Origin of the sequence: Macrococcus sp. DPC7161 (genome assembly GCF_004117835.1) — a bacterium.
Lineage (GTDB): Bacteria > Bacillota > Bacilli > Staphylococcales > Staphylococcaceae > SDSC01.
Map to the genome: position 1 here is coordinate 68,879 of NZ_SDSC01000007.1, position 23,259 is coordinate 92,137.

Sequence of the window (23,259 nt, forward strand, 5' to 3'; positions counted from 1 at the left end):
GGCTTTTGCCATCGCAATTTTTTAATTTTCTTCAACCACTAATGGTTTGTCAGGTTTCACAAAGAACCATAAAACAATCGCGACCATTACTGGAATGACGATTAATTTCAATGTTAAATCCCAACCAATTCTATCTGCTAACATACCTGCTAATAATGGACTTAATAACGCACCAACGTTACCCCATAAGTTCATCCAACCAGATACAGTACCTGAGAAGTTACGACCTAAGTCTGTCGCAGCTGCCCAACTCATACCCATTGATAAACCTACGCCACCTAAACATAATGAGAACCAGAAGATGACCATGTAAAGGTTAGAAGTTGCTAACGCCATAAATAATGAAATTGAGAATACGATAAATCCGGCAATCGCAATCACGCCACGTGCCATAAACTTAGAATGTCCTGCTTGTATAATTTTATCAGAAATTGTGCCACCTACTAAAATCAATACAAACATCATAATCCAAGGTGCACCAGCGACAATACCCATATCTTTTAACACAACACCGTGTTCTTCAGAAAGGTATGTTGGTAACCAAATTAAGAATAAAGTAATAACGAATTGAACTACGAAATATTGTGCTGCAATCGCAAAGAAACTAAAGTGACCAAAGAAAGCACTCCAAGGCGCTGAAGTTTTTCCAGTTTTAACAACGTCACGATTTTCTTGAATGTATAATTTTTCAGCTTCATTCACCATTTTATGTTGTTCTGGTAAGTCTTTTGCAATAATTACCCATAAAGCAGCAATCACGATACCAACTAAACCAAAGATGTAAAATACAGCTTGCCATCCAAACGCACTTGTAATTGCAACTGTAACAAATGGTGCGATTACAGGCCCAAAGTAAGATCCTGCTAATAAGAAACTTGATGCACGCCCTTTTTCATCACGTGCAAACCAGTATGTATTAAATACTGCGTTTGATGGATACATCGGCGCTTCACCAACACCGAATAAGAAACGAACTGCGTATAATAAACCATGGTTTTTCACTAAACCAGTAAGAATCGTAAATGCACTCCACCATAATAAGGCGATTGTTAACATTTTACGTGGACCATACTTTTCAGCTAAGATTCCCGAAGGTACTTGCATTGCTGCATAACCTAATGAGAAGAATGATGCTAATAATCCAAATTGCGTTTTGTTCATATTTAAGTCTTCCATCATTGGTGCTGCAATGATAGAGATGTTCGAACGGTCCATATAAGCAATAACCCCAATAATGAAGAAGGCAATTGCAAAGTACCAACGAACGCTACTTCTTTTTTCTGTCATAATAAACCCCTACTTTCGAAATAATAATGCATCGATATAAACTAAAATTCATACAGTCATCGTATGTCTTAAATATTTTGACTATTTAAAATTAACATATCATGAAACCGATTACAACAACTTTGTGAAAAGTTATTTTTTTCACAAAGCTTATTATATAAAAATTGTATTTTTAATATATACATGCCTTTAGATTAGCTTTTATTTTTATTATTATTTTTTAAATATAGATAAAATACTGTTAATTTATTCACAAGCACTTGTCCATTCCAAATTAAAACATTTTTCTATATAGAATTGATTGAAAATTCCAATACTTAGGAGCATAATGTAGATATAGTCCATGATATATTTCGGACAACTTAATTGAAGAGAGGAAGTATTCACATGAAAGCAGCAGTTTGGTATGGCAAAAAGGATATTCGTGTAGAGGAACGTTCTATTCGAGAAATGTTGGACAATGAAGTACGTGTTAAAGTTGGTTACGCAGGAATTTGTGGTTCTGATTTACATGAATACCAAGAAGGCCCTGTATTCATCCCTGTAGACAAAGAAGATGCATTAACGGGTGGTAAAGCGCCACTGATTATGGGTCATGAATTTTCAGGAACAGTTGTTGAAGTCGGTAAAGATGTAAAGAACTTTAAAGTTGGAGATCGCGTTTCAGTAAATCCAACGATTACACACGGAAAAAATACGGACGAATTAGATGTATATGATGGATTTAGTTTTATCGGCTTACATACAGACGGTGGTTTCACTGACTTAGTAAACGTCCCTGAAACAAACGTTTACCACTTACCTGATAGCTTATCATTACGTGTAGCAGCTACAATTGAACCGTTAGCAGTTGGGGTTCAAGCAATTAAAGAAAGCGGCTTACAGTTTGGTGATACAGTTGCAATTTTCGGTGCTGGCCCTATCGGTATTTATACAACATTAGCGGCACGTGCTGCAGGTGCAAGTAAAATTATCGTATTAGACTTATCACAAGAACGTTTAAATAAAGCAAAAGAATGTGGTGCGACACATATTATTAACTCAGGAGAAGTAAATCCTGTAGAAGCAATTAAAGAAATCGTACCAGGTGGTGTGGATCGTACATTTGAAGTCGCTGGTGTTCAAGCAACATTTGTACAAGCAATCGATGCAACAAGACCACGTGGAACAATGGTTATCGTTTCAATCTTTGCAGGCGATATCGCATGGCCACCATTACAATTAACAAATACAGGTGTTAAAATCACTTCAACAATCGCTTACTCAAGAGCATCATATCAACAAACAATTGAGTTAATGGGTAGCGGTCAAATCGATACAGAAAATACGATTACTGGTGAAATCGAATTAGATGATATCGTGACAAAAGGATTTGAAACATTAACAAATGACAAATCTCAAGTTAAAATCTTAGTAAAACTTAACGGTGAATAATAAAACCGGGGCAAATGCCCCGGTTTATTCATTGATTAAATGTTCTGTAAATGTTTTTGTAACATCACTTTTTTCAAATGTGTTTGGCATATTTTCTGTTTTAATAACCAATACATCACATAATGCATATCTTACAATTGCTTCAGATACACTTCCTAAAACAAAACGCTCTACCATATTGTATCCAGTAGATCCACAAACAATTAAATCTGCATTCACACGCTTTGCAATCGTTTTAGGAATCAATTGTTTCGCTGAACCACTTTCATAAATCACTTCTGCTTTAACGCCTTCAGCTTCAGCCATTGCTTTGTAGCCTTTTAAGAAAGTTTCAGTATAAGTTACTGCTTGCTCATGAATAGAGCCTGACTCAGGATTTGCACTTGCATAAGTACGTATGTCAATGACATGTGCAATATGAAGTATCGCACCATTACGTTTTGCCACCTCTACCGCCTTATGAAATGCATATTCACTCACCTTAGAACCATCCACTGTAACTAAAATATTTTGATATTTCATAACGTCACCCCTTGTTGAATTATTTGTATATGTGATTGTTTACTTAACTTCTCTAACCTTTGGCAAACTAAACTTTCAATTATACACCCTTTATTAATTGTGACTTGGTTGCCTTTTACTGATTTGACATGAACATTTTCTAATGTAATATCATCACCAATAATTTTATCAACCTTTAGAATCGTCTCTTGTTTCTTAGATTTACGAGGCTCTAAATGAATTAACGGTGCTTTGATCTTATGAATATAACTATTTGGCGCAAAGTTGATATCGACATCCTCCGCTGTTAACGTACCGACAAGATAGATTTCACCTTCCACCAATATACGCTTGCACTCGCAATCTGAAGTAAATTTAATAGAGCCATCCACATCAATCGTCCTACACTCTATATCCCCTTTGACAATACCTTCACCATCTACATGTAGATGTTTATACTTCCCTTTTGCAATTTCCGAAATACCCTCAATATCCAAATTTTTAGGTGCCATCCGAAATCTCCCTTTTTCTTTTATTATACCAAACTTTCGGATGAATTTGGTTTTTTGACTCACTACTGCTTTCGTTGTGTCCCATAAATTCTTTTTTGACTCACAACTATTTCTATTGTGTCCTATAATACACATTTCACATGATAAATACTATAAATAGTATTTCATACCTTTAAGTGTACCAGTCTTTTTAAAATATTGATCTAAAACCCGCCAAATTATCTTTCGGTTAAAAATCATTAGCCACTCAACTGCTTCATTCATATTGAATGCTTCTTCTTTCAATGTGTATAAATCCCTTAAGTTACTTAATATCAACTTTCTATTTGAATATTTTGCACCACACACACAATGGATATAACGCATACCAATTTCTTTCTCCTTAATTTTCCTCCTGCATTTTGGACATAGTGTTCCTTTCATTTCCATTGTAAAAGGTGTTTTTATAGGTTGATAATGGTCAAGACTTAGGCTCAATTTTTGTAAATGTTTTGCCAGTTGGATGTTTTCTTCTATGTTATTATTGTAGGTTTCATATTGCTTCAAATGTTTCTTTAATGTACTGCGAAATAGCCATGTCGCTTTATTGGTATCTCCTTTAAAAAAATAAGTTGGATGGATAAATACGATATACTTTTCAAATACATAAGGACATCTCGTCTCTTTTAATATGGCATCCAACACTTTATATGCGGATTCTAATTGAACGTCTGGATGCTTCACATGATTTCCGACTTCTCCAATAAACACTTTATCCGCCATTTCATAAGTCCCTTTAAAATTTTTGATTTCGTAGTATGTGATTTTATTTCGATGAATTACGATAAAATCAAATTGTGCTTCACCGACATAGCGTTTCTTAAAATACACACCACTTAATACAACTGTTTCTTCATAATGCTTAATAAACTGTTCAAAATCATATTCGCCTTGAAAACCAGCTTGTTCTTTTTGGTAGTCAGCTATTTGTTGATCATTCATTTTACTTCTTCCATCAAGTGCTAAATAATAACGTAATTTATTATTGGGTTCTAATGGTTGAATAAACACAAGGCACCTCCTACTACAAATTTAACAAAAGTTAACAAAATTATAAAGTTAAGTTTTTGTAAATCCATAAAAAAAAGAGCAGCTTTCCGCTACTCTTTTAAATCTAAATTGTCTCGATATGCTTTTGTAATTTCTGCTTTTTGTTGTTCATCTGGTAAGAAATACCATAAACCGTCATCAAGAATACTTCCTGAACCTTGAAGTTGATATTTAGTGACTTTATCTTGTGCGTTTCTGTAATTCAATCCTAAAGTTTTTAAATCATCAAATGAAAAGTCTGTTACGACGTTATCTTCAACACCCTTTAATAGGCTGTCCATTTTTGTGATTGAACCCACACTTAAAATTTTCTTCGCTAAACCTTGAATCGCAATTTGTTGACGTTGTTGACGACCAAAGTCACCGCCAGCACCATTTTCTTTACGACTTCTTACGAATGCTAATGCTTTCTCACCATCTAAATGTGTTGTTTGACCTTCGACAAAGTCGTAACCTGAATATGAGAATGTTGCATTACTTACGACATCAATGCCACCGACTTTATCAATCATATCATGCAGTCCATCCATATTTACAGTCGCATAGAAATCAATTGGAACGTTCATTAATTTTTCTACCGATTTAACTGCCATACCAGGCCCACCATAAGCATAAGCATGATTGATTTTTTCTACTGAATCTCTACCAACCATTGTCGCTTGCGTATCTCGTGGAATTGAAACCATGATTGTTTTATTAGTTTTTGGATTCATACTCATGATAATAATTGAGTCACTTCGTCCGGCATCACCAGAGGCAAGTCGAGTTTTATTCGCATCCACACCAAACAAAGCTACACTGATTGGATCTTGGTTGCTTAAATTAATGCCGCTGTCACGTAAGTCTGATTTTTCTCTACCTTCAATCTTATGTTGTATATGGTCTGCAGTATTTTTAACTTTAAAATAGGCATTTCCAATATAAATACCGATTGCTAGTAATAATAAAATACAAAATAAGACAACCCATTTAAAAATGCCACGTTTTTTCTTTTTTGAAGGTTCATTTACATCAAATTGTTCTTCTGTCACTATTATCACCTCAATTTATTATTTTATATTATAGCTCATTTCACGAATTAAAGCATCTTTCTTTAATAAAAGTACATAATCAATAATGTTTTCCAAAACTTAAAATGTTATACAAGAAAATAAAAACACACTCATTTAAAAACATAAAGAATTGCAACTAATATACCAGAATAATTTCTGCTCTTTATCTCATTAAAGAAATACTTCACATTCCGAAATATTAGACGTATAAAACTTATTCTCATATTAATTTAATTGATTTTAGATTTAAAAATTTCACATTTTAAATTTTTATCATATATTATTGTAAATTAGTCTTTTTAAAAAGGTGACATCATGCTATAATTATGTCATCATTTAATAGGAAATTAATTCAAAAAGCTTCAAACTCCATATTTATCAAAGATTTTAAAAAATAATTATAGAAAAGAGTAGTCAAAATGGTTGAATTAGAAAAAACTTTATTCAAGACAGCAAGTCAAATTGAGGTCACATTAAATACAAGTTTCCAAAAGTCTTTCGGCATTACATTCTCAGAATTTTTGATTTTATTCAAACTTTACCAAGATAAGGAAAGTACAATTGCAGCGATTCAAAAAGATATTCAATACAAAATGGATTCTGCGAGTATCAAAACGAAAAAGTTAAGAGAGTTAGACTATGTCAAAAAAGAACGTCGCCAAGATGACGAGCGTAAAGTATGTGTAGTCTTAACAGAAAAAGGAATTGAAATTGTAGAAACAATTTTAGCAGTATATTCAAAAAAGACTACAAATGGTGCTAAGAAATTTTCAACAGAAGACATGCAACAACTTATCTCTTTACTAGATCGTTTTAGAACCTCAATGATATACAAAATCACTGAAGATGACATTAGAAGAAGTGCTTATTAAAAAATCACGTTAGGATAACCTAACGTGATTTTTTAATATAAATATTTAACGACTTGTTGTCTTGTATAACCTGTTAAGCTTTCAGCACCAGTTAATTCTACACGTGCATATTTTGTTAGTTTCTCATTATAAAGATTGTAGCCATATGTTCTAAGTCCATATACTCGGTATTTACTATCCACTAAAGGTGAACCAGATGCACCTGCACGAAACTTATCTTTCATCGTAAGCTCTGTATCATTATTGGTTCTGCGTAAAAACATTGCCATATTGTAATAACGTCTAGAATAATCATAGTCATCTCCATGATATGGATAACCTACAGAGTAAAGTGGTTGTCCATACTTCAAACTATATATTTGAGCTTCTGAAGCCAACTTAAGTGGCTTAACATAATTGGTTAACTTTGCTTTCGTATGTAATACTGCAATATCTGCATAAGGAATTTTAATGACATCTTTAATTTGAAAGCGATGTTTGTATAATTTACCTTCACGAGCTAAATCAAAGCGTAGATATTTAGCACCTGTCTTTTTACCAAATTCGTCATCAATCACATGGGCGTTCGTTAAAATCGTATAATCATCTACTACGAAACCTGTCCCCATCACTTCCACACCTTTACCTGCCCAGCCATTCATATTTTTGACATAGCCTACAGCATTAAAAGGTGATATTTCGTTCTTCACATAAGGCTTAAATATGAGTTTATTATTTGAAATCTTACTTGCATAACTGTAACCTAGTTTTTTATTGGCAGACTTCATACCATCATAGTAATAATCTGCTTCCATTGCATGAGCAGTACTTCCTAACATACTAAGTGCCAGTAGTGCAATGATATTTTTTTTAAGCATATGAACACCTCATCTCGTTTTTTTCATTATCTCAAAAATTAAACAGAAAGTGATATTACTTTTTCATGTCATTTTTGTAAAAAAAGAAGCTGAGACAATTGTCTCAGCTAGAAATGTCGTTGCTGTTCGCTTTTGAATCAGCCTTACTATCAGCGATTCAAAAGCAGCAACTTCGATAAACAACCTCACACGACTCAAAATCAAAAAGCGATTTTGCTTCGTGCTCGGTTTTTACTCGTTGCTGTTCGCTTTTGAATCAGCCTTATTTAAACACTTTATGAAACTGTGCAGCATTGATTTCATTTGCATGTGCTTTTTGTAATTTCAATGCTTCTGTATAGCTCTTTGGTCGTTGATCAAATGACTGAATGGTTTGAATTAATCCTGTATCAAGTTTACCAAATAAATGTGCTGGTAATGTGAAGTCACGGTTTTTCGCTAGTTCATCAATACCTAAAATAACCATGTTGTAATCAAATGCGGCACGGACTGCATCTAACAATTCACTACCATGGTTTATGTCTAAATAAATACTGCTTTGTTTATATAAATTTAATAACATTTCTCTTTTCACATTTGGATACAACTTCACGTTTGCATATTTGCCTAATGCCATTAATTTTGGTGACATCTCAGTAACAGCTGCAATATGGAATGTATGATTTGGTAAGCTTTGAACGTTAGATTCAATGTTTTCTAATTGATCTGAATTTGTTAACGTCAAAATATGCTCATTGTAACTCGCTTTTTTCATATAGCGGTATAAGTAACCCGTCGGTAAAATACGACGGCGTAAATCATGTTGGACAATTTGTTGCATACAGTCATACACTTGTTGATTCGGTACAGCAACTGTAAAGTCACGTGTCGGAGATTCAAACATGATTTTCATATTTCCGGGAATGTCATCACCGACTGGCTCTTGCCAGAATAAATAATCTTTTCCTTTAACACCAAGTTGATATACTACAAAGAATGGTGTTGATAATGAATTGATAATAAATCCACTTAAATCTTCAAATGCTTCTTGTAAATAAAATTGAATGAAGGCAGACTTATTGTTAAAGAAATGGTCTTTACCTTTATATGTCACCACATAATCTTGGGTAACATAATTTTCATAAATAACGACTTTACCACGACGATCGAAATACGTTTTTAATATCGCTACACCACGTAAATCATAGACTGTATTCGCAAATTTAATGCCGTATTGATTATAATGATCCACACTGCGTAAACGATCGTTTACATCTAACCAATCTACACGACTTACGATACGATTTTTGTATAATTTACGATAGTGGATTTTGCCTCGTGTGTATCCCATATCTTTAATAACGGCATCGTTATTATTGCCATCAATTTCCCAATACAATGGTGTTTCAACTTGGTTAAAGAACAATCCTTTGTCACTCTTTAACGGTTTAAAACCACTAAAAAATTGATATGGACTTACGACATCTTCAGGCAAGAAACCATCATCATCCATCACCACTGTTGGATGTGTGTACCCAGCTTGTTTTAAAGATTGGAATAATAAACGCGTTCCGTGACTAAAACTTTCAAACAAATTAATCATGTTGAACCTCCTCAATGAGTTTTGCCCACATATTTTCAACATTTTCAGTCATAAATGGTTTCGCAATTTTATAAGATTGCTTATGGACTTGGTCTAAGTTTAATTGATAAAACGCAACAATTTTCTCTGCATAGGCATTGATGGTTTCTTCAATCGATTGTTGGTCTAAATTAATCGGCAATAAGAAACCATTTTTCCCGTCTTTAATAAATGTTGGATTACCGTAATTCACATCAAATCCTAGCATACCAAGTCCTGAACCAACCGCTTCCATTAATGTTAAGCCAAAGCCCTCACTTTGAGAAGCTGATAAGAACAACTCATATTGTTGATAGAGGTCATCTAATTGTTGGTGACCATGTGTTTTAATATAATTCTCTGCTTGATGTTCACGGATTAATTGATTAATTTTCGCTTTTTCAGCGCCTTCACCATAAATATCAAATGTTAATTCTGGTAACTGTTGTTTCGCTTTAATCACTGCACGCACCATCCAATCAACATGCTTTTCGTTGGCTAATCGAGATGCCGTTATTAAGCCGTATGGTTTGCGTGGTACATTTGGGACTTTAAGTGATGATAAACTACCTACTGGAATTGTAAATACTTTTGGCGTAATGCCCATGTATTTCTTAAATTGGCGTACAAGCAATTTATTTTGTGCATTGGTTGCAGTAATATAAAAATCAATATGCTTTGCTTGTGTAAACTGATAATCATAAAAATTATTCCAAAGAATATAATCATCATTTGTCGCATTTTCACTAAAGTGTTCTGCATGAATGACAACACCAAGTTTACTATCGCCTTTGTTTTGTAATACCGATTGACCAATCTTTGATGCACGGTCTAAAATCACGATATCTTTAGAAGTTAATGCTAAACGTTGCATGAAATAAGCTACAAATGCTTCTTTTGAATATAACTTTTGATCATTAAAGTCAAACATATTGTTATCGCCATCTATAAATTCTTTATATGCAATCGTACCATCTTCATTATAAAAATGGCGCATATAAACTTTTGCTTTATTTTCAAATGGCGCATAGTATTCACTAAAAATACGTGTATAAGTATAAAAATCTTTTCGAATTAAAAAGCCATTCAATACAAATTCAGCTCTGTCGACTAAATTTTTACCTTCTTCTTTTAAATAACATGTTACAAAGTTACCTTCACCTTCTAAAATAATTCTCGCAATCTTCCCTGAGGTTTCGATTGTTTGTATATTATTTGAAATCGTCTTTTTAAGGTCTTCAATGGTATACGTTGTTTCATGAATTTTAATGTCTGTAAAATATTGATAAAGCCAAATGACTTCATCGTCTTGAAACCCCATATTCGAAGTCAATGTTTGAATGTTTTCATTCGACATAAAGTCTAAAAATACAAACTTACTTTCTGCTTTAATGCTTCTTAACATTTCTGCACGGTATTTTTGTGCATATTCCACACCACTACTTGCCCAGCCAATACCAAAATTAATATGATAAATCATTTGATCACCCTTCGTTATTATGGAAAATGAACAATCATGTTTCCTTTATGGTCAAAAGAAATAATACTTAAACAAATATTTCTTACGATTCGTTCATAAATATTATGACTCATTCCTTCATAAGACTCTAATGCCACCTTGTGATATTCACTCACGACATTTCGATGTCCATTACGGTTACCTACCGCACTTTTTAATTGTGTTAATTGGTCCACTTGTTTGATCCAAGCAGTATCAACAGCTTTTAATATCGCTTTTTGAAGATATTCTTTATACATCGCCTCGTGATTGATGATGGATTTATTCTCAATCAATTGCTTCTCAAACAAGTCCATTAAAAATGCGACCGTCGCTTGTTTAGAAAGTAAAACATTATCATCAAAAGGTTCATCATACTGAAAACTGATATTTTTATACACATAACCCATTAATATCGTTTCATCCAATTTCTCAGCATTTTCAACAAATGACGTAAATACTTCTTCTGCAATCTTTCTAAATTTAAATTGTTTAAAGTCAGTTGATTGTAAAATTCTATCACGCTCTTGATAGACATGAAGCCTTTGAATACTGATACTTTTCTCAAATTCATTAGACATTTGTCTAGCAATCATTGCATTTTCTTCTGATACGACTTGTGCTTTTTTCACAATAGTTGCAATACGTTTATGCAAGATTTTACTCTGCTCAAATCGTGCTTTATTTTCTAACAAAGTTTCTCTGCGGTCAATAAGTCTGTCTTGTCCCCATTTTTTTACAAGATAATCTTCTAATGAAATATATATTTGGCTCGTACCTGGATCACCTTGACGCCCCGAGCGGCCACGTAACTGTCTATCAACACGGCTATTCTCCATATGTTCATTGACAATGACGTATAGTCCACCGAGTGCTAAAGATGGGGCATCTAATTTTATATCGGTACCACGACCAGCCATACTTGTAGCAACGGTTACTGCACCTAATTGTCCCGCTTCCTTAATCATTTGCGCTTCTTTTGCAACATTTTGTGCAATCAATAAGTTGTTTGGAATATTTTGTTGAAACAAAAACTCTGAAAAATATTCAGCAGCGTCTGCGGTTCTTGTGATTAATAATATCGGTCGGCCTGTCTCATGCACTTCTAACACATGTTCTAAAATCGCAATGTTTTTAGAATCTTGATCAATAAACACTTTATCTTCTAAATCTTGACGAATTACAGGTTTATCAGTTGGTATTTGGATGACTACTTTAGAATATAAATCCGAAAACTCTCTTTCACCTAGTTTTGCAGTGGCACTCATCCCAGAAAAATTATCAAATTGCATAAATAAATTTTGGAAAGTGATGGTTGCCATCGCACTTAAATCGGTTGATAACTTTACGCCTTCACGTGCTTCAATCGCTTGATGTAAACCAGATTGGAGTTTAGTTCCCGTAAGTAATCGCCCTGTCGTACGGTCAATCAACACGACTTCTCCATCTTTAGCATAATAATCAACGTTACTTTCAAATAAAAACTTCGCGCGTAATGCTAAATTTAGCATTCTCACAATATCAAAATAACGTTTTTGATGCATCATCGATAAATTAAAGTAATGCTCTCCTTTTTTAATCCCTTTTTCAGTTAAGAAAATTTCTTTTTCGTCTTCTTCAAAGTCATAATCTTCTTCACCAAGAGTATCAATAAATTCTTTCGCATTTAAATATAAATTCGACTGAACACGAGGCACCCCTGAAATGACCAATGGGGTTTGTGCGGCATCTAAAATGATTGAATCGATTTCATCAATTAAGGCATATTTCAAAGGACTTAAAAATTTCCCTTTAATGTGGTCTGCTAAATTATCAATTAAATAATCAAAACCTAAAATACCATTCGTTGTATAAACGATATCCGCTTCATATAAAGCTTTCTTTTCTCCAGGTTTATAATCATAGTTCGGTTCATCAACAAACCCTAAATTAACTGTTAACCCCAAAAATTCATAAAGTGGCTTCATTTCTAAATAGTCACGTTTGGCCAAATAGTCGTTTGTCGTAACTAAAAAATTCCCAATACCTTTTAATCCATTTAAATACATTGGCATTGTTGCGGTTAAAGTTTTACCTTCACCTGTTTGCATTTCAGCAATATTCCCTTGATGCATCACAATTGCACCAAGTATTTGAACTTCTTTAGGATACATCCCAAGTACACGGCGACTTGCTTCTCGACAAACCGCATATGCTTCAGGCATCAATTGATCTAATGTTTCCCCTTGGCCAAGACGCTTTCTAAATTCTACTGTTTTATTTTGCAACGCTTCATCAGATAAATCAGCATATTGTTCAGATAACGTCACCACATTTTTTAAGATTTTTTTTAATCCTTTTAATCGTACTTCATTTATCGTCGTATTAATCCATTTATTCATGTTTTCACCTATTTTCTAATACAGACATCTTCAATTGCTTTAAGCAATGGCTTTGATTGATATAACTTTCGACAAATATAACATCTTCTTTTTGTGAATAAATCATGCCATCAAAGTTCCCGTGGTGACTAATAAATGCACGCTGTTTCAAAGTTTCTGCAAGCTTTAAAGCCAATTGATTTGATTGTACACCCATGCCAATAAAGTTCACAGGATTTGTGCCGACATACGATTTTATCGCTTCAATATCTAGCGTATCGCAAATCACAACGTTATTTAAATGTGCAATCGCAGTATCATGAATGCGATGATAAAATTGTGACGGTTCTTTAATGATCATATTGATTGGTCCAGTTGAAGGACGTATCACATCACTAAACAGTTGATCTAACCCATAATTTTTAGGACGAATGACGATTTTCTTAAAATGAAAAGATACGACACTGCCACTCATCATTTCAATTTTATAACTGTATGCATCTTTTGGAAAATGAAACATTGCAGTTTTGTCTTCAATAATGAGCGTATCGATCAAACTGTTATTACGTCTATAAAATAATATCTTAAAGTAAACGCTATTTTGAGGTGATTCTTCAACATCAAATTCAATTTGATAGTCTTGTCCACGCTTTAAAATTGGTAGTGCTGGTACATGACGGTCTTTGAAATACTGTGTTGTCATTAACCATTCATGAATCACTGTCCCAGATGGCATTAATTTATTTTCAAAAAGAACGCCATCTTTAAAGCGTAACGTCGTACCATACATAAATGTATTGGCACTGATGTATTTCCAATAAACTTCGTATTTATTTTCGCTCATAAGAAGCTCTCCCAAATTTCGTTTGTAAAATAATATTAAAGAAGTGAATAAACCAGTTATTGATTGTTGAAGAATCATCATTATGTCGTCCAGTAATCGCTCTACTTATCGTCTTTGCTTTACGTTTCGTTAAAATAGGCAATAAATCATCAAATGCAAATAAGTCATAGTCATCATTTTCCATATAAGATAAACCAAATGTCGTATTTTTTAACTCTTGTGTACTAAATACTTCCCAAAATTTATTATTCAATTCGTGGATATGCTCTTGGTCTGTTCCACCGGTTAATGCATAAACCATATCATTGGCAGTCCCGAAATCTCTTGGTCTTAGCAATTTCATGTTATCTGCTATGGTACCGATATTCACAAGCGGTTTCCCTGCAATGACTGCAGTAGGATTTAACTGTGCACCATAATACAATGCACCAAACGATCCCATCGATAATCCTGATAATATTAAATCCGTCTCTTTAAATCCTAAATAGTCTAGACTTTCTAATATGACAGACTTGATTTTATTTTCGTATTCCTCTGAACCCATATAGAACGAACCACCTTCTAGACGTGGGTCCCCTATTAATAAAAATGGTGCATGAAACATATTCATCATAAAGTAACCTTCAAATCCTTCAGCCGTACGATAACCACTGAAGTACACATTTAATGGTGGCTTTAAATCACCTGGGTTGAAGTAATAAATAAATTCATCACGGTCTCCATCAGAAAAACGGTTACCTCCCATTAAGAAGCTACCAAACTCTAAACGACTCCAACGACGATGCAATGCACCTAAAGCAATCTTACCTGTCCCCTTAGCTTGAATACTTACAGCAAGGAACGCCTCATATTCTCTTCGTGAAATCTTTATCGGTTCATCCAGTTCGCTTAATGAAACTGTAAATTCTTCGAAGATTTCATCAATTGATCCACTGTGTTGCATTCTAAAAGTCAATTGAATATCAACATCGCCTTCTAATTTAAACTCTGGCCAAATTTCTAACACTTTATCACGTTCATAGAAAATGTTGTACTGCCAAGTGGCAAGCGGTTGAAAGTCTGTACCGAAATCTCCTTCAAAAACAATACATTTATTTCCCTGGTGATAAACATCGCCTTTAAACATCTCATTTGGAATAATGCTTTTTGGATGAATTTTATCCCCATATTGCCCAACAAATGCAATCGACTTTATACGTTCAATTAAGTGATCATGATTATCCGCTTTAAACTCACGAATTAACATGTCATGTGAAATCTGCAAGTCTTTAAATCCATCCCAATAATTACTCACAACATATGTATTGTAAGGCGCAATCAATTGATTCAGTATCGTTAGTAATCCATCTGATATTTCAGTTTCAATTAAAATAAAATCAAATGTTTTCACCTTTTTTAAGATATACGCCATATTCTCTAAAACTGTGTCTGGTTGTGACAACAAACTTTCATGAAGTACTTCCCAGTACACATTATTTAAATAATTAAATTCATCTTTATAAGAATTTGGACCAATTTGTAATACTTTAAACTTTTTTCTCATATGCTTCCCCTTCAATAAATCGCTCTAATTGTTCGATAATATTAATCGATGCATATTTTTGAGTTAACTTCATGGTATATGCCAAAGATTTATTCCAATTTTTTAATACCGCTAAATAAAAATTCAATGCTAAAATCAAATCTTCATCATTGTTAATAATCATCCCGTTCACATTATCTAACACATAATCCGTTTCACGACTATTGACTTGAGGAATACCTGCAGAAATACAGCAAATCTGTAAGAATAAATCGGGCTCTTGATTCAAATCAATCAATAAACGGATTTCGCTAATGGCTTTAATTAAATCATTCTCAAAAGGTACACTAATCAACTTAATCACTTTAGCTGCTTCAATTTCCTCTTTATTAAACAGTTCAAAATTATCTTCTTGCTCTAAGAAATATGTATTAATATCTTCAATCACTTGATTTAAATATTGTTTCGTATATGCATCCTCGCGAGTGATTAGCGTAATCTTCATTCGTTCATTGTCTTTCACATATTCCACTAAATCATCTACAATATTAAGCACACGCTGCTCTTCAATCCCATCAATATTGACACCAATATACGTGTCATACAACTGACTACTCACACCACTCATCATTTGTGTATTAAACGGTGTGACACGCAATAAATCAGATGGTTTATTTTGTTCAAGTAACTTTTCATTTTCTTGAGTATCTACAATCCAATGATTCGCATGAAGCATTGCATCCAACATTTGTTCTGAGATGACCTTATTACGTTTCGTAAACACGGAATACGTTAAATTTTCACTGCTGATGATGCGATTTAATACAGCTAAATGACGTTCATCACTTGCAGCAATTACTTGCGCTTTAGGCAACTTAGACAAATAACCTTTCAATCGTTCTTCAATCAATTCAGGCATCGTTTGATATTGCACTTGTGAAAATTGATCACGATAACCTTCCTCAATGGTTACAATACCCGTTTGAATGTCTTCCGTTAAAACCACATCACCGTCAACACTCATTAACTTTAGTAAGATCGGTTCATTATTGGCATTGAAACTAACAATAGAAGACAACACACCTCTATCATCAAATACGTAACGATGCGTCTTTACCTTATCCGTATAAGATTCAATCCAAATCAAATAACCCGTTTGGGAGAAATGAATGATCGAATACGTTGATTCACTCGTAATGGCACGGACCGTATAAGGTGTATAAATAAAATCCGTCCCTTCAGGCCAGTTCAAATCTCTAAAATCAATCGGTTTCGGTGTCAATTGCTCAAACCCTTGGATATTATCAAAAACAGACCAATAAGACGTTTCAAACAATTGATTACGATATAAAAATGTTCTTAAATCAGTAAAATAATTTAAAACAATCATATGAAAAGGCTTGTCATTGTTATAATACATGCCCATCAAACTGACCATATCATCAAACTCTGACTTTGTGTGTGAAGCATCATAATAAGGACGCGCACGATCGTGCCACCATCCTTCAGTATAATACCAAGCTGGAATAAAATATTTCATATAATCTCCTTACCAATACTTTTTTAAGAATCCTTCGTACTTATCGAAATACAATAACGTTCTAATTGCTTCAATCATATTCAAAGCAATATAAATCACCATAATAATTTGAATCGCTAAATAAATTTCTTGAGAAATTTTTGGATATAACAACGTTGCAAATAACGGTGCACCAATAATAACCGCCACAATAAAGGCACCAATAAAACTAATACGTCTCGCTTTTTTTCGAATAAACTGCTCAGTCGGTTTACCTGGTTGAATGCCATTAAAGAAGTTACCACTCTTTTGAAACTGTTCAGCTTTTTGCTTTGGCCCAAGCATAAATAAACTTAACCAATAACCAAATAAAAATAACATCACAATAAAAATCGTAATTCCAATAGGACTCGAAAAAGCTAAATAACTAGAATCAATATGTTTCTTACCAAACACATGACCAAAAAAGTCAGCGAAATATTTTAAACTTATAAATAAAGAAATAGTAATCATCATCGCTAAACTACCACTAGGATTTAACTTCCATGAAATATAAGGCTTTTGATACGGATCAGAAGCACTCATAATATCTAAATACGGAATACGGTATTCAGATAACTCAAGTAGCAATAACACCATAAACGCTACCAAAATACACGCTAAAGCAATCCACAATACATTCGGTGCAATCGTTTTAAAGATGTTTCCATGACTTAAAAAACTTTTTACAATCCCAATAAATATAATAGGCATAGGACCACCAATACCATTGACTGCATTTAAATCCGCAATCCAAATCAATAACATACACCCTGCGACAAGAATTAACATTGCCACCCACTCAGAGTAAATTTGATCAGGATTTTCAAGAAAAGTACGCTTCACAATAAAGTAACTTTGCACACACGCTAAAATTAAAGTAAACGCACGTTCCTGAATACTCGTTTCAAACTTCGCCTTTTTCGCCATCTTTTTAGGATATTTAAAATAATACAAACTAATAAAAATCATAGCCGTTAACCACGGACCAAGCCCTAATGAGAATATATTAATCGAATCTAAATTTCCCCCTAAGTTAGAAGCCGTCATTTTATAAATCGAATCGATATTTAAATTGTTAGGTGTTTTTAAAACGACGATACGATTCCCTAAAATGAAGATGATCAATAGCATACACGTGTAAGCTAATCGTCTAAAGACTGTCTTTCTCTCATTCATCTCGATATAATGTTTGCTCATAAATTGACCTCAATTTTCTCAAAAAATATTTATACTTTATTTTAACGTATTATTTAATATTATATCAAAGCACAAACACGAAATGCGTGTTTGTGCTGTTTGTGCTTTTAATAATATTAAATGCGATTATTAAATTTCTTTACCCTCTTTGTCTTCATCGTCTTTCTTTTTCTTTTTAAGTAAACCAAGACCAGCTAAGAATGCAATAGCTGCACCAAAGATACCGTTATTATGTTCACCAGTATCTGGTAAAGATTGTAAAGATTTATTAGGTGCTTCTTCATTAGGTGCAACCTCATCAATAGGACCCGCACCGTTTGTTGGCGTTGTAGGAACATTTTCTTCAAATGGTGCTACATCGTCAATAGAACCATCACCATTTGTTGGCGTCGGTGGAAGACCTTCTTCATGAGGTGCTACATCATCAATAGGGCCGGCACCATTCGTTGGTGTTGGAGGCGTAACACCCTCTTCCCAAGGCGCTACATCTTCAATAGGACCTTCACCATTTGTTGGTGTTGGTGGTTCTACTGGAGTAATTACCATTGAATCTGAGTTGCTATTTGAAATAGATGTACTTACAGATTCTGATGTACTTACTGATGTTGATACTGATGTGCTCATTGAATTTGAAACTGAACCTGAAATCGATTCGCTCATTGAATCACTTATTGATTCTGATACTGATCCACTCATTGAGTTAGATACTGAACCGCTTGTTGATTCTGAAATTAAACCTGATGTTGATTCGCTTACTGAACCACTTGTTGACTCTGAAGTTGAACCGCTTGTTGATTTACTTACTGATCCAGATGTCGATTGTGATACCGATCCGCTCATTGAGTTAGATACTGAACGACTTGTTGACTCTGAAGTTGAACCTGATGTTGATTCACTTACTGAACCTGACGTTGATTGTGATACCGATCCGCTCATTGAGTTAGATACTGAACCACTTGTTGACTCTGAAGTTGAACCGCTTGTTGATTCGCTTACTGAACCTGACGTTGATTGTGATACCGATCCGCTCATTGAGTTAGAGATTGAACCACTTGTTGATTCTGAAATTGAACCTGATGTTGATTGCGATACTGATCCGCTCATTGAGTTAGATACTGAACCACTTGTTGACTCTGAAATTGAACCGCTTGTTGATTCACTTACTGATCCAGATGTCGATTGTGATACTGATCCACTCATTGAGTTAGATACTGAACCACTTGTTGACTCTGAAATTGAACCGCTTGTTGATTCGCTTACTGAACCTGACGTTGATTGCGATACTGATCCACTCATTGAGTTAGATACTGAACCACTTGTTGACTCTGAAATTGAACCTGATGTCGATTCGCTTACTGAACCTGACGTCGATTGTGATACCGATCCGCTCATTGAGTTAGATACTGAACCACTTGTTGATTCTGAAGTTGAACCGCTTGTTGATTCACTTACTGAACCTGACGTTGATTGTGATACCGAACCGCTCATTGAGTTAGATACTGAACCACTTGTTGATTCTGAAATTGAACCTGATGCCGATTCACTTACTGAACCTGACGTTGATTGTGATACTGATCCGCTCATTGAGTTAGATACTGAACCACTTGTCGACTCTGAAGTTGAACCGCTTGTTGATTCACTTACTGATCCAGATGTCGATTGTGATACCGATCCGCTCATTGAGTTAGATACTGAACCACTTGTTGACTCTGAAGTTGAACCTGATGTTGATTCACTTACTGAACCTGACGTTGATTGTGATACCGAACCGCTCATTGAGTTAGATACTGAACCACTTGTTGACTCTGAAGTTGAACCGCTTGTTGATTCACTTACTGATCCAGATGTCGATTGTGATACTGACCCGCTCGTTGAGTTAGATACTGAACCACTTGTTGATTCTGAAATTGAACCTGATGTTGATTGTGATACTGATCCGCTCATTGAGTTAGATACCGAACCACTTGTTGATTCTGAAGTTGAACCGCTTGTTGATTCACTTACTGATCCAGATGTCGATTGTGATACTGATCCACTCATTGAGTTAGATACTGAACCACTTGTTGATTCTGAAATTGATCCTGATGTTGATTCGCTGATTGATCCACTTGTTGATTCTGATACTGATCCGCTCGTTGAGTTAGATACTGAACCACTTGTTGACTCTGACATAGAACCTGATGTTGATTCACTTACTGAACCGCTTGTTGATTCTGAAACTGAACCTGATGTTGATTCACTTACTGAACCACTTGTTGACTCTGAAACTGAACCTGATGTCGATTCACTTACTGATCCACTTGTTGACTCTGACATAGAACCTGATGTTGATTCACTTACTGAACCGCTTGTTGATTCTGAAACTGAACCTGATGTTGATTCACTTACTGATCCACTTGTTGATTCTGAAACTGAACCTGATGTTGATTCACTTACTGAACCGCTTGTTGATTCTGAAGTTGAACTTGAAGTCGATTGTGATACTGATCCGCTCATAGAGTTAGATACTGATCCACTTGTTGATTCTGAAATTGAACCTGATGTCGATTCACTTACTGAACCTGACGTTGATTGTGATACCGATCCGCTCATTGAGTTAGAGATTGAACCACTTGTTGACTCTGAAGTTGAACCGCTTGTTGATTCACTTACTGATCCAGATGTCGATTGTGATACCGATCCGCTCATTGAGTTAGATACTGATCCACTTGTTGACTCTGAGATTGAACCTGATGTCGATTCACTTGCTGAACCTGATGTCGATTCACTTGCTGAACCTGACGTTGATTGTGATACCGATCCGCTCATTGAGTTAGATACTGAACCACTTGTTGACTCTGAAATTGAACCTGATGTCGATTCACTTACTGAACCGCTTGTTGATTCTGAAACTGAACCTGATGTTGATTCACTTACTGAACCTGACGTTGATTGTGATACCGATCCGCTCATTGAGTTAGAGATTGAACCACTTGTTGACTCTGAAGTTGAACCGCTTGTTGATTCACTTACTGATCCAGATGTCGATTGTGATACCGATCCGCTCATTGAGTTAGATACTGATCCACTTGTTGACTCTGAAATTGAACCTGATGTCGATTCACTTACTGAACCGCTTGTTGATTCTGAAACTGAACCTGATGTTGATTCACTTACTGAACCGCTTGTTGATTCTGAAACTGAACCTGATGTCGATTCACTTACTGATCCACTTGTTGACTCTGACATAGAACCTGATGTTGATTCACTTACTGAACCGCTTGTTGATTCTGAAACTGAACCTGATGTCGATTCACTTACTGATCCACTTGTTGACTCTGAAATTGAACCTGATGTCGATTCACTTACTGAACCGCTTGTTGATTCTGAAATTGAACCTGATGTTGATTCACTTACTGAACCGCTTGTTGACTCTGAAACTGAACCTGATGTTGATTCACTTACTGATCCACTTGTTGATTCTGAGATTGAACCTGATGTCGATTCACTTACTGATCCACTTGTTGATTCTGAAATAGAACCTGATGTCGATTCACTGATTGATCCACTTGTTGATTCTGATACTGAACCTGACGTCGACTCACTAATTGAACCGCTTGTTGATTCTGATACTGAACCTGATGTTGATTCGCTGATTGATCCACTTGTTGATTCTGATACTGAACCTGATGTTGATTCACTTACTGATCCACTTGTTGATTCTGATACTGAACCTGATGTTGATTCGCTGATTGATCCACTTGTTGATTCTGATACTGAACCTGATGTTGATTCACTAATTGAACCACTTGTTGATTCTGATACTGAACCTGATGTTGATTCACTTACTGAACCGCTTGTTGATTCTGAAATTGATCCAGAAGTAGATTCACTAATTGAACCACTTGTTGATTCTGAAATTGATCCAGAAGTAGATTCACTAATTGAACCGCTTGTTGATTCTGAAATTGATCCAGAAGTAGATTCACTAATTGATCCGCTTGTTGATTCTGATACTGAACCTGATGTTGATTCACTTACTGAACCGCTTGTTGATTCTGATACTGAACCTGATGTTGATTCACTTACTGAACCGCTTGTTGATTCTGAAATTGAACCTGATGTTGATTCACTAATTGAACCACTTGTTGATTCTGAAATTGATCCAGAAGTAGATTCACTAATTGAACCGCTTGTTGATTCTGATACTGAACCTGATGTTGATTCGCTGATTGATCCACTTGTTGATTCTGATACTGAACCTGATGTTGATTCACTTACTGATCCACTTGTTGATTCTGAAATTGATCCAGAAGTAGATTCACTAATTGAACCGCTTGTTGATTCTGAAATTGATCCAGAAGTAGATTCACTAATTGAACCACTTGTTGATTCACTATTTGATACTGAACCACTTGTTGACTCTGAAACTGAACCTGATGTTGATTCACTTACTGATCCACTTGTTGATTCTGAAATTGATCCTGATGTTGATTCACTAATTGATCCACTTGTTGATTCTGATACTGATCCTGAAGTCGACTCACTAATTGAACCACTTGTCGATTCTGAGATAGAACCTGATGTTGATTCACTTACTGATCCACTTGTTGATTCTGAGTTCGATACTGATCCTGAAGTCGACTCACTTACTGAACCGCTTGTTGATTCACTTACTGAACCGCTTGTTGATTCTGAAATTGATCCTGATGTCGATTCACTTACTGATCCACTTGTCGATTCTGAAATTGAACCTGATGTTGATTCACTTACTGATCCACTTGTCGATTCTGAAATTGATCCTGATGTCGATTCACTTACTGATCCACTTGTCGATTCTGAAACTGAACCTGAAGTCGACTCACTAATTGAACCACTTGTCGATTCTGAGATAGAACCTGATGTTGATTCGCTAATTGATCCACTTGTTGACTCTGAAATTGAACCTGATGTCGATTCACTATTCGATACTGATCCTGAAGTCGACTCACTTACTGAACCGCTTGTTGATTCTGAAATAGAACCTGATGTTGATTCACTAATTGAACCACTTGTTGACTCTGAAATAGAACCTGATGTTGATTCACTTACTGA

Annotated in this window: 16 protein-coding genes and 1 pseudogene; 2 read left to right on the top strand and 15 right to left on the bottom strand. The window is 34.9% G+C overall.

The window, feature by feature from the left end; all coding sequences use genetic code 11:
• Window positions 1–21: 21 nt before the first annotated feature.
• Window positions 22–1,287, bottom strand: a complete 1,266-nt coding sequence (locus ER639_RS09725; RefSeq protein ID WP_129065597.1) for a pyruvate MFS transporter — start codon at window positions 1,285–1,287, stop codon at window positions 22–24.
• A gap of 387 nt (window positions 1,288–1,674) precedes the next feature.
• Between ER639_RS09725 and ER639_RS09730 the strand changes: the two genes are divergently transcribed.
• On the top strand, window positions 1,675–2,721 hold the full coding sequence (locus ER639_RS09730) for a 2,3-butanediol dehydrogenase (RefSeq protein WP_129065598.1): 1,047 nt from the start codon (window positions 1,675–1,677) through the stop codon (window positions 2,719–2,721).
• 24 nt (window positions 2,722–2,745) lie between these two features.
• Here ER639_RS09730 and ER639_RS09735 read toward each other — a convergent pair whose 3' ends face one another.
• The 4 genes from ER639_RS09735 to ER639_RS09750 form a co-directional block, all read right to left on the bottom strand.
• Window positions 2,746–3,243, bottom strand: a complete 498-nt coding sequence (locus ER639_RS09735) for a universal stress protein (RefSeq protein WP_129065599.1) — start codon at window positions 3,241–3,243, stop codon at window positions 2,746–2,748.
• Entirely contained in the window at window positions 3,240–3,734 is a 495-nt protein-coding gene (locus ER639_RS09740; protein ID WP_129065600.1) for a hypothetical protein, read from the bottom strand. Before ER639_RS09740 ends, ER639_RS09735 begins: the two co-directional genes overlap by 4 nt.
• Before the next feature lie 150 nt (window positions 3,735–3,884).
• Window positions 3,885–4,784, bottom strand: coding sequence for a nuclease-related domain-containing protein (locus ER639_RS09745; protein ID WP_129065601.1), 900 nt, complete (start codon window positions 4,782–4,784; stop codon window positions 3,885–3,887).
• 89 nt (window positions 4,785–4,873) lie between these two features.
• The gene (locus ER639_RS09750; protein WP_129065602.1) at window positions 4,874–5,854 is read right to left on the bottom strand and encodes an LCP family glycopolymer transferase; all 981 of its coding nucleotides are present in this window, start codon (window positions 5,852–5,854) and stop codon (window positions 4,874–4,876) included.
• A gap of 440 nt (window positions 5,855–6,294) precedes the next feature.
• Between ER639_RS09750 and ER639_RS09755 the strand changes: the two genes are divergently transcribed.
• A complete protein-coding gene (locus ER639_RS09755) occupies window positions 6,295–6,747 on the top strand; it encodes a MarR family winged helix-turn-helix transcriptional regulator (RefSeq protein ID WP_129065603.1) in 453 nt (150 codons plus the stop codon).
• 32 nt (window positions 6,748–6,779) lie between these two features.
• On the opposite strand, the gene ER639_RS09760 is transcribed toward ER639_RS09755, so the two are convergent.
• The 10 genes and pseudogenes from ER639_RS09760 to ER639_RS12635 all read right to left on the bottom strand — a co-directional run.
• Window positions 6,780–7,604, bottom strand: coding sequence for a S1 family peptidase (locus tag ER639_RS09760; protein ID WP_129065604.1), 825 nt, complete (start codon window positions 7,602–7,604; stop codon window positions 6,780–6,782).
• Window positions 7,605–7,866: 262 nt separating this feature from the next.
• Window positions 7,867–9,186 carry an accessory Sec system glycosylation chaperone GtfB gene (gene gtfB / locus ER639_RS09765; RefSeq protein ID WP_129065605.1) on the bottom strand — a complete coding sequence of 440 codons (1,320 nt, stop codon included), beginning with the start codon at window positions 9,184–9,186 and terminating at the stop codon, window positions 7,867–7,869.
• Window positions 9,179–10,684: an accessory Sec system glycosyltransferase GtfA gene (gene gtfA, locus ER639_RS09770; RefSeq protein ID WP_129065606.1), complete on the bottom strand. Its 1,506-nt coding sequence runs from the start codon at window positions 10,682–10,684 to the stop codon at window positions 9,179–9,181. The genes gtfB and gtfA overlap by 8 nt, the downstream gene beginning before the upstream one ends.
• A 17-nt stretch (window positions 10,685–10,701) precedes the next feature.
• Window positions 10,702–13,083 (bottom strand): accessory Sec system translocase SecA2, encoded by a 2,382-nt coding sequence (gene secA2 / locus ER639_RS09775; RefSeq protein WP_129065607.1) that lies wholly within the window; start codon window positions 13,081–13,083, stop codon window positions 10,702–10,704.
• Window positions 13,084–13,087: 4 nt separating this feature from the next.
• Window positions 13,088–13,906 (bottom strand): accessory Sec system protein Asp3, encoded by an 819-nt coding sequence (asp3, locus tag ER639_RS09780; protein WP_164993417.1) that lies wholly within the window; start codon window positions 13,904–13,906, stop codon window positions 13,088–13,090.
• Window positions 13,893–15,449: an accessory Sec system protein Asp2 gene (asp2, locus tag ER639_RS09785; protein WP_129065609.1), complete on the bottom strand. Its 1,557-nt coding sequence runs from the start codon at window positions 15,447–15,449 to the stop codon at window positions 13,893–13,895. The genes asp3 and asp2 overlap by 14 nt, the downstream gene beginning before the upstream one ends.
• Complete coding sequence (asp1, locus tag ER639_RS09790) at window positions 15,433–16,968, bottom strand: accessory Sec system protein Asp1 (RefSeq protein WP_129065610.1); 1,536 nt, start codon at window positions 16,966–16,968, stop codon at window positions 15,433–15,435. The genes asp2 and asp1 overlap by 17 nt, the downstream gene beginning before the upstream one ends.
• Window positions 16,969–16,977: 9 nt before the next feature.
• Window positions 16,978–18,186 (bottom strand): accessory Sec system protein translocase subunit SecY2, encoded by a 1,209-nt coding sequence (gene secY2, locus ER639_RS09795; RefSeq protein ID WP_129065611.1) that lies wholly within the window; start codon window positions 18,184–18,186, stop codon window positions 16,978–16,980.
• 129 nt (window positions 18,187–18,315) lie between these two features.
• A complete protein-coding gene (locus tag ER639_RS09800) occupies window positions 18,316–18,732 on the bottom strand; it encodes an LPXTG cell wall anchor domain-containing protein (RefSeq protein ID WP_483306242.1) in 417 nt (138 codons plus the stop codon).
• Window positions 18,733–20,667, bottom strand: a pseudogene (locus tag ER639_RS12635) (lectin-like domain-containing protein); the annotation flags it as partial. It lies immediately after the preceding gene.
• Window positions 20,668–23,259: the final 2,592 nt, after the last annotated feature.